This is a genomic window from Porphyromonas sp. oral taxon 279 str. F0450, from assembly GCF_000292995.1.
Lineage (GTDB): Bacteria > Bacteroidota > Bacteroidia > Bacteroidales > Porphyromonadaceae > Porphyromonas > Porphyromonas pasteri.
The window spans coordinates 1-8,643 of sequence record NZ_ALKJ01000001.1 but is presented as its reverse complement, the minus strand read 5'-3'; the positions used below and the strand labels follow the sequence as shown (position 1 = coordinate 8,643).

Below are 8,643 nucleotides of genomic sequence, written 5' to 3'. Positions count from 1 at the left end.
CCTAGACGAGGACGAGTGACTTTGACTATGCTATTGCCATCAATGCTATTGCTCCAGGGGTAGTATCTATCAGCAATCATCGCTTCCGGTAGTTTAGCGTTAGGCTGATGGCTTGTTGCTCAAGGGTGATTATTTGCTGGGAGAACTGCTTTAATTGATCCCCCTGTTGGGGTAAGGATCTTTGTGATACAAATAGCAATTTGTGGGGCAAAGACACACCTTGCCAGTATCAAGAAGGGATGCTTCATAGTCTCTACCGATCACTCTATTTCTTTAGCGCTCGAGTAAACTTAAACTTGAGACATCGAGATCTCGAGAAATTAATTAATCTAGATCTCGACATTGGCCTCGGATGATCGAGGTGCTGAGGAACGGGATTTGTTGATGAAGTCCTTACTTGCTAGGTCAACCTTTCTCATCATAAGCCTTGTAGTGAATTGGCATTATTCCGAAAGCTATATAGTAATAGGGTAAAAGCTATATAGTAATCGAAGTAATCCTATATAGGAATCACTTGAAAGCTATATAGTAATGAGACGAAAGCTATATAGTAATCAACTCAATCCTATATAGGAATGCCCCGAAAGCTATATAGCTTTTGTTCCGCCGTTAATTAGGAAGATGTCTCGTAGCCCGATCCAGCAGCCTCGTCCTTATCAAGAAGGCTCTCAATCATAACGTAGGGATGAAGCAAGAGTATGAGTTTGGGAGCAGGGAGAGCGAATGAAGAAGGACTCTATTTGTTTACTCCTCTAGGTGAAGTTCTAGTCAAGAGAGCAAGCTGATGTAGCCATCTTTAGGCAAGGTAGAGCAAGAGCTTGGGGTGCTTCACTGCTCGTACGGCGATGAGCTCTATTGAGGGAGCTTGTGACCTTAGGGTAGTTGTTCCTCCAAAAGAAAAAGACGGTGCTATCCGAGCTAAGTACGCTACGATGGATATTTGCTTGATGTCGTGTAGCTGCATGCTGTTTTTTCTTTGGCGGTTCTTCTTTGGTCGGTCGGACGTTTACTATAGGCACCCCTTCCGTCCGACCATTCTCTATTTATGGTTGGTCGGATGGTCAGGTATATATAGCCTGTGTCCGACCGACCAATCGAAGGACTTAGTGGTGCCGGTCTGAGCTGCAGCGATAGCGTCCTCGCCCCTCTTTGATGATCATTCCTTTGCGGAGTAGGAAGCGAAGGAGCTCTTTGAGCTTTGTCTGTCGGTATGGATGACCAGTCGTAGCAGAGTAAGCACTGCTAAGTCTGACAAGTAGATCGCCATATCCTAATTCGGTATACTGACCGAACACCTCTCGTAAGGCTTTGCTGTGCTCCTCATAGGTGATTTCTTGGTAAGCGACAACTTGTGGGTGTAGGACGGTATAATCGCTGTCCAGCTTCGGTAAGCAGATGCCTTCGTCTTCTGATAATCTGAAGGCGAATGGCTGAAAAGCCTTTGAACGAATGATCGCGGGGGATACGATGCTTCTATCAGCGTCAGCATTCCTCTCGATGGCCCTTTTTCTTCTAGTTTATATCGGAGTAAGTGCGTAGGGAAATCGACGTATACGTGATCACGAAGTGTAGCGTGGAGAGGCTATCTAGAGCATCACGAAAGTATAATGTGCCGATCTCGAAGATATATGAACCCAAACCTTGGGCTAGTCAGCAGATCAAGGTGGGAGACAAGCCCATCATCCCCTCAGCTTCGACAGCCACTCCTCAAGCAGCTACCTTGCAGAAGGTCTGGAAGCACTGGGTAGAGTCCAGCGAGGCGGTTTACGGATAAGACTGACGTAGCTAAGCCAAACGGAAGGAGTGACAAGCTAATCACAGCTTGGCATAGTGGCATTGCTGCTCAAGAGCCTAGACTCGAAACTGTGATCATCCGATAAGACTACTCGTTCACGCCATTGTGCTCCTCTAAGTCTCTATTTGTGCACCTTAGCTATCCTTGGTGGGGAGAAGATAAGTGTGGGCTAGAGCTCCTGCTTTAACTTTAGGGGGCTTCTTCGTGTCAGGTAATGAGTCTGTCCGTCTGTAGTAAGGAGAGGAGCATTCTCCTATTGTACTTGATGGTAGTGAGGGTACTCGGCACTGCATAGTTGAGAGAAGGGTACTCTGTCGTGCAGTGTGGGTGTATGGCATGAACTGAGAAGGGAAGGGACAGGATGGGAGTATAAAAGAAGCGACTCAGAGCATCACTCGTGACACCTGTCTTCGGAGTGAACTCTGAGTCGCTTGGGCTTATCGTAGTCGAGCTACGTGAGGCTAGTAAATATCGGTGACTTAGATATTGTCATTCCATTCACCTGCATCCTCGATGTCATCCACGTCTCCGCTTATGGAGAAGTTGACTAGGATATTCTGAGCACCTTCTAGCTCAAGGAAAGCTGCTTCGGGACGCTCGTAGCGCTCTTTCTTCTGTTCTATATTCATCGTTCTTGTGTGCTTAGTGGGTTTGGGATTATCATCGCTTGAGCCTGAACTCGTGCGATACGATCAGACCATCACGCTTCAGAGGCTTGAGCTTCTGCTTAACACCGTACTTGGGTTTAGCACCAAACGGATCATACATGACTTCGAATACAGGTCCATCAGCGCGTCCCCCAGACTGAGTCTTATTCAGAGGGAGGTATACCAGCCACTCCGCTGACTTATCTTTACCAAGAGTCATCTTCTGCTCTTGCGGGAATTCGTACGTTATGAAGTGCTCAGTTACGGCATCTGTGGTTTTTCCATTTGCAGCGATGGCTGGAGGAACCAGTCGTTTCTTTCTGGTGTCGGGGATTTCAACACGAGTGGGGGCTTCCAGATTTAGAGCGCTACCACCAACATTTGTAATCCTGAAACCGACAATTCTATGAGGGTCAGAGTCGTTATTCGTAATTGTAGCCTTGATGATCGTTCCGACCATCGTTAGCTTCACGTTAGAGAAGGCGATTATCCCGTCAGCGACCTCAGCAGAAGGCTTCACGTCGAATGCAGCGAAGATAGGACGAGCGATGTTTGTCTTAGCACGCTTATTTACCCAGTAGTTGATGGGCTGAGTTAGATCTAGCTTCGTACCGATTTCATAGAAGGTCTCGCTGCTGTAGATGGGCTGGTTGTCCCAGGAGGCATTGTTGCCATCCTTCACCTCGAAGCCTACGATGAGCGTCATTCTCAGGGTTTCTGGATCGGTGTAGACCTTGGCTTTGTCTCGGCGTGCATGAGGTTTGAGGTGATCCTGGAAGAGCCTTTCGTTGGTATCGATCAGCTTTTCCTTGAAGTAGAACTTGCTGATCATGCGACCGCCAGGACCGGGCTCATTGTGTACGTCAAGTACGATCTGACGCATCACATTCGGGGCGTTTTCTGTGGTGTTATCTTCCTCCTCATTGTAGAAGCAGACCAGCGCAGGTATGCTCGTGTCAGTAAAGAACGGCGTGTAGGACGTGCGTCCATTCTTATCATAGGGCTGGAATTCGAGACCACGAGCTAGCTGTTCTGGGAGCTCAATCTGTCCGCTCATGGAGATGCTTACGCCACTCTTGGCCTTCTGTTCCTGCTGTACGGCAGGCTCATTGCTCTCCTTGTTGCAAGCACTGAGTAGAGCCAGGGAAGCAAGCATTAAGATACTTTTCTTCATTGAATGTTGTTTAATAACTGCTGTATGATTCTGTTTTCAGAGTCCTTGAGCTATACAGCTTGGCACAAGACTCCTAGGATCACTCCATAGAGGGTAGTTGCTTCTCTCGCTGATCCGTCAGGGATCACTATGGGTCAGAGAGCATAGCTACCAAGATGAAGAGGTGTCGTTTGTGCTAGTAAAGCAAAAATGAAAAGAGTGCGAGGGCAGATAATGGGCCATCCTCGATTTTTTCTTTTGTAGTGCGACCGGCCTCTTCAATTGCACTGCAAAGGTACAAAAAAATAATTATTCACACTTCATGTTAGCTCTTTAGTGCGGACAGGCGCATAATCGTGTATTTCCTTACTAGAGCTCTAGGTTGAGTAGCTGTAGCGGGTTGAGCTTGGCCAGCAGCATCTGTACGTGCGGGATGGACTTACCGAGCTTCGTCTTGAGGCGCTGCAGGATGAAGAGGTTGATCTTGGCCAGTAGCTCCATATTTTTGGCCCCTTCGCCTGCAGGCCTGCTCCAACCGTCCTCGCTGAGGTCACGTCCAGCATGTAATGTAGCAGGTTCTCTATCTTCCAGTGATCACGAATGGCTCGGAAGACACGCTTGCTATCTTCCACCGAACTAATACAATAGGAGATCTTTATCGTCTCCTTGCCCGAACGCTTGTCGTAGTGCTTACGGCTAAGCTGGTGGATGCTTTTGATCCCAGCCCAGTCCTTAAAGGCGTAGGAGTCCTCTAGCATTTCGGGGTTTAGGAGAAGGCTCTTCATCTGCCGCGTCTCAATGCGCCCATGCCCTAGGTCTTCCTTCTTGTTGAATGTGAAGCCCTTGTTTGTTCTCGGTAAGCTATCTTCGAGCTCTTGGAGTAGAGTAGGTTGATTGCTATTTACCTGAAGCTGGTAGTGGCTTCCGACCTCAAGGCCTTGCTCTGCGACCTGCCGCTGGCAGCCCAAAGGATCGATGGAAATGAGAGCATCAGCAACATATAGTTCATCCAAAAGCTGACGGATGGAGTCCAGCTCGTTGCGCTTGACGGGCACGGTGCCTACCGAGAGGTCAAGCTGAAGATGAGGGGCATAGGCCGATACGATGTGCGACTCAGTGTCAGGGCTGGGCTTCTTGACGCCACGCATAGTCTTGCCATCGATACAGATCTGCCGCGTCTCTTCGTTCCACCGAAGTAGGGCAGCGCTCCAGTCCTGATAGGCTCGCTTGAAGCCCTGATGGGGGATGACTTGCAGGGCTCGATTGAGCGTGTCGTGTGTGGGGGGGGGACATGCTCTCGAGCTCCTCCCCGAAGAGCTGCTTGTAGAGCTCCCTGAGACTGGCCTCGTGTGCTTGGGCGTAGTCATGCTTGGTGTAAGAGTCATGCTTGGAGATGCTGGCACAGAAGGCGATGAGAAGAAGGAGAGGTAACGGGTAGCGCTTGTTCTTATCGCTACGGTGGTCGTCGATTAGACTGAGGCTGCTAATGAGGCTAGAGGATTCCATAGCTTAAAAAAGTGAGTGTTGATGGAACAAGCTACGCAAGTTTGCCCGCCGAGCAACATTATGCGTCAGCCCTCGGGAATACAATGCTTCTATCAGCGTCAGCATTATCTCTGGCAATAAGTAGCACGCTTTCGGCTTTGTTGTTTAGCTCAGTGCCAATGTGCCCACGTGCATTGTCGTCTCCCTTGTTGAGATGAAGGACCGTCTGGATATGGATGTTCTGCTCGCCTGTCCATTGCATTAGGTCTCCGACGAGCTTGGTAGCTTCAGTGGAGCTGTTGATGTCATGCATAAGATCACGGATGCCATCAATGATGACGAGCCCTACATCAGGGGTGTGGTAGATGGCGTAGCGAATCGAATGATGGCCCTACGGATCTCGGGCTCAGCGATGGCTCTCAAGTGGCTGAAGTGTAATACTCGGGCTCACGGTCAAGTGGAAGTCCAGCCAAGTGTAAGATGCGCTGCATGACGAGCTGGCAATGATATGGGCTTTGTTCGGTGTCGAAGTAGAGGATGTTGCGCTTGGTCTCAGGAAAGCTCGCTCGATATTCTAGCACCTGGCCATTGATGAGGGCTGCCGCCACCAGCGTACAGACGTTGAAGGTCTTCTTGGCTTTTGCCTTCCCCGTCGAGACGCTGAAGTTGCCCAGCGTGCCAATGATTGCATCATCCACACGGAGCACTACGGGAGGGAGGGTGAATTCGTCTGTTACTCGGATGAGCGAGCGTCTCCATACCTCCTCCATATCGGGTGATGGATCGCAGGACTGGGTGAAAGCATTCATCTGCGTCCTCCTGATTTGCGTCCTGCTAGCTCAAGGGCGAGGTCTGCATCGACGATGATCTTTCGTCCGACTTGCGTGATAGCCCGATCGATCTTTCCACTCTGCTTGATGCGATTGGCCGTGGGGAGGCTACACCCAAAAAGTCGGGCAAGCCCAGATAGTCCATAAACGAAGTGTCTTTCTTCTTTGGCTGAAGACATCTCGGATTCTGCTCCCTCTGGTTGCATTACTTTCTGTTGGGTGAGGAAGAGTAGTTCTTCACCCGTCATCTGCCATACGGGCTTCTCGAGGAGTTCGTGTAGTGTCATAGTTGCTTATACGTTGCGGTGTCAATCCAATTGAATGTGTCTTTATGAGTCTTCGAGAGTCTTCAAGCATGGTCTTGAATAGCTCTGACACTGCAAATGTATAGGCGAAATGAGCACGCCCGAATAGCCCAGGAAGGGGGAGGATGTATTAGGAGAATGTGGGAAAATAAGCCGAGCCCTTTGGGCTCCATCAAGAAGCTCCAAGGGCTCGTTTATCGTCTTATAGGCTATAGATATTTCCGGGTGTAGAAAAGGGTGTAAATCGCATAACTCGCTGATTTACACCCTTTATTGCGGAGAGAGAGGGAAATGTACCATTCCCCTTTATCTCGTTGTATCACAGATGTCTATCTAATCCAGTCAATCGGTAGTGTAGCAAAAATGTAGCAGTTTTTTGACCGACTCTTGACTACCATTCTGACGGACTATTGAAAGCGCAACAGCTCTCTTTTCCTAGTTACAAAGGTACAGAAAAACGAACGATAAGCAAAGCTCTTCTATAATAAGCATTTACTCAGATCCCTGCTACACAGTCTGGTGCACGGTGCAAGCCCTATATATAGGGGGCTTGCACCGTGCACCAGTGTCTCCTGGGTAGCTAGGGAAAATTCACGTGCACTTATGCTGAAAAGACCTGCTCAGTCCCTATCTTATGTTGGTCCCATTGCAGCCCGACATAGCATCATGTTGCATCTGATGCAAGACCTCTTGCATTGGGCGCACAAGCTTGCACGAAACGGGTTGGTTGAGCTCGGATGCGTTTATAACTTTGAGTATATGAAAAAGTTACTCGAGCACCTAAGATCCACTCGCCAGGATAAAGGGATTTCGCAAGACTATCTTGCTGTCAAACTGGGCGTTTCCTCCAGCACCATTTCACGCTGGGAGTCTAAGGGAAAGTTCCCTAGTATAGACAAGCTCTTCGAGTACGCCTCACTCTTGGACATCACTGTCCACGAGGTTCTTGCATTCAGCGCAAATGAGCCAGCTGAAGTTTCCAAGCCAGTAGGCAAGATTGAGATCTCAGCCTACGATAGAGCAAGCTTCAAGCGTCTTGTTGAGCAACTGCTCGCAGAGGAGGGTGGCCACATTGAATTTGTCACAACGCAACTGAAGTAATGGAAGTAATCTCTATGGAGAGCAGTGCCTATCAGGATTTGATAGACCGGCTTAATCGAATTGAGCAGTATGTAGAGCGTACCACACACCTCCTGCAAGACATCGATGATGAGCTCGAGATGTCTACGAAGGATCTCATAGAGACTTTGAATGTCTCTGAGTCGACCCTGTATCGTTGGCGCAAGAAGAACCTGGTTCGCTTCCGCTATACGGAGAGCGGGGATGTGCGCTACTTCTATAAGTCTCTGCTTATCTGCGCTCGCTGTAACCGCTTGCGTATCTCGGGTATGCGTAATGACGAGCTTCTGGATCGTCTTTTGCGCTATAAGGATAAGCTTATCCTCTCGAGCTGTCTCACTTCAGAACGATGATCCCCATCATGATAGAGAAAGAGCAGGTATTAGCCTTGACGGATCAAGGCCTCACTATCTTCAGTCACTATCTGGGGTTTGAGGTCAATCTACATCGTAATTTCCGGAGTCCGTTCTATGATGATAGGCGAGCGTCTTGTCATATCTACTATGACAAGAAATCGTCGACCTATAAGTACTACGACCATGGCGATCCCTCCTATGCGGGGGATTGCTTTTGGTTTGTAGCACAGTTACGGGGTATCGATCTGAGAACGGGCTTTCGTGATCTCCTAGAGCTGATTGTTGGGGAGCTGGGGCTTCGTATCCTTGCGGGAGAGCAGATCAAGAAATCTATTGCTCCTGAGGGGCAGCGTGCTTCTACGCTGAGTGAGCCAGTCCAGGATGAGCTCCCCTATAGCTTCGAGATTCAGCCTTTTGATGATGGGCTCTTGGCTTATTGGGCGCATTATGGTATCTATGAAGATACCCTCAGACGCTTTCGAGTGCGCTCGCTGAAGAGCTATAGGAGCCAGACGAAGGAGGGCAAACCTTATGAGCTGAAAGCTAGTCCTACGGAGCCTATCTATGCTTATATCGGTAATGGCTACATTAAGGTTTATCGCCCCAACAGCTCGAAGATGCGCTTTCTCTATGGAGGGCGAATGCCCAGTCCCTATTGTTTCGGGATGGAGCAGCTCCCCAGTAAAGGCGATATGCTCTTCATTACGGGAGGAGAGAAAGACGTTCTCTCGCTTTCCGCTCGGCATTTCCATGCGATTTGCTTCAATAGCGAAACTGCGCAGATTCCCGAGCGGATCATTGAGAGTTTACAGCTGCGTTTTCGGCATATCATCCTCCTCTATGATTCGGATGCTACCGGGCTTCGTGAGGCTCAGCGGCAGGTAGGTCGCTTGTCGGCTTATCATGTGAAGCAGCTTCAGCTTCCACTCAAAGGGACGAAGGCTGAGAAGGAT

7 protein-coding genes and 2 pseudogenes are annotated in these 8,643 nt (G+C 49.2%); 3 read left to right on the top strand and 6 right to left on the bottom strand.

Going from position 1 to position 8,643, the window contains the following annotated elements; genetic code table 11:
* Window positions 1-2,274: 2,274 nt before the first annotated feature.
* The 6 genes and pseudogenes from HMPREF1323_RS09135 to HMPREF1323_RS00020 all read right to left on the bottom strand — a co-directional run bounded on the left by HMPREF1323_RS09135 (window position 2,275) and on the right by HMPREF1323_RS00020 (window position 6,197).
* The gene (locus tag HMPREF1323_RS09135) at window positions 2,275-2,424 is read right to left on the bottom strand and encodes a hypothetical protein (protein ID WP_009432100.1); all 150 of its coding nucleotides are present in this window, start codon (window positions 2,422-2,424) and stop codon (window positions 2,275-2,277) included.
* A gap of 31 nt (window positions 2,425-2,455) precedes the next feature.
* Window positions 2,456-3,616 (bottom strand): hypothetical protein, encoded by a 1,161-nt coding sequence (locus HMPREF1323_RS00035; protein ID WP_044123775.1) that lies wholly within the window; start codon window positions 3,614-3,616, stop codon window positions 2,456-2,458.
* A 356-nt stretch (window positions 3,617-3,972) separates the two neighbouring features.
* Complete coding sequence (locus HMPREF1323_RS09130) at window positions 3,973-4,962, bottom strand: ISAs1 family transposase (RefSeq protein ID WP_009432094.1); 990 nt, start codon at window positions 4,960-4,962, stop codon at window positions 3,973-3,975.
* Between the two features lie 10 nt (window positions 4,963-4,972).
* A pseudogene (locus tag HMPREF1323_RS09325) lies at window positions 4,973-5,101 on the bottom strand (hypothetical protein); the annotation flags it as partial.
* 73 nt (window positions 5,102-5,174) lie between these two features.
* Window positions 5,175-5,850: pseudogene (locus tag HMPREF1323_RS00025) on the bottom strand (AAA family ATPase); the annotation flags it as partial.
* A 35-nt stretch (window positions 5,851-5,885) separates the two neighbouring features.
* On the bottom strand, window positions 5,886-6,197 hold the full coding sequence (locus HMPREF1323_RS00020; protein WP_009432097.1) for a DUF3853 family protein: 312 nt from the start codon (window positions 6,195-6,197) through the stop codon (window positions 5,886-5,888).
* Between the two features lie 777 nt (window positions 6,198-6,974).
* On the opposite strand from HMPREF1323_RS00020, the gene HMPREF1323_RS00015 reads away from it, so the two are divergent.
* From HMPREF1323_RS00015 to HMPREF1323_RS00005, 3 genes are all read left to right on the top strand, one after another.
* The gene (locus tag HMPREF1323_RS00015) at window positions 6,975-7,316 is read left to right on the top strand and encodes a helix-turn-helix domain-containing protein (RefSeq protein WP_083845303.1); all 342 of its coding nucleotides are present in this window, start codon (window positions 6,975-6,977) and stop codon (window positions 7,314-7,316) included.
* A complete protein-coding gene (locus tag HMPREF1323_RS00010; RefSeq protein WP_044123773.1) occupies window positions 7,316-7,687 on the top strand; it encodes a MerR family transcriptional regulator in 372 nt (123 codons plus the stop codon). The genes HMPREF1323_RS00015 and HMPREF1323_RS00010 overlap by 1 nt, the downstream gene beginning before the upstream one ends.
* Before the next feature lie 8 nt (window positions 7,688-7,695).
* The coding region (locus HMPREF1323_RS00005) for a toprim domain-containing protein (RefSeq protein WP_044123777.1) at window positions 7,696-8,643 on the top strand (948 nt) is incomplete at its 3' end.

Bases quoted from the DNA above. Each gene is read 5' to 3' on its own strand.
- HMPREF1323_RS09135 (WP_009432100.1), bottom strand. From the start codon at position 2,424: ATGAATATAGAACAGAAGAAAGAGCGCTACGAGCGTCCCGAAGCAGCT.
- HMPREF1323_RS00035 (WP_044123775.1), bottom strand. From the start codon at position 3,616: ATGAAGAAAAGTATCTTAATGCTTGCTTCCCTGGCTCTACTCAGTGCT.
- HMPREF1323_RS09130 (WP_009432094.1), bottom strand. From the start codon at position 4,962: ATGACTACGCCCAAGCACACGAGGCCAGTCTCAGGGAGCTCTACAAGC.
- HMPREF1323_RS00020 (WP_009432097.1), bottom strand. From the start codon at position 6,197: ATGACACTACACGAACTCCTCGAGAAGCCCGTATGGCAGATGACGGGT.
- HMPREF1323_RS00015 (WP_083845303.1), top strand. From the start codon at position 6,975: ATGAAAAAGTTACTCGAGCACCTAAGATCCACTCGCCAGGATAAAGGG.
- HMPREF1323_RS00010 (WP_044123773.1), top strand. From the start codon at position 7,316: ATGGAAGTAATCTCTATGGAGAGCAGTGCCTATCAGGATTTGATAGAC.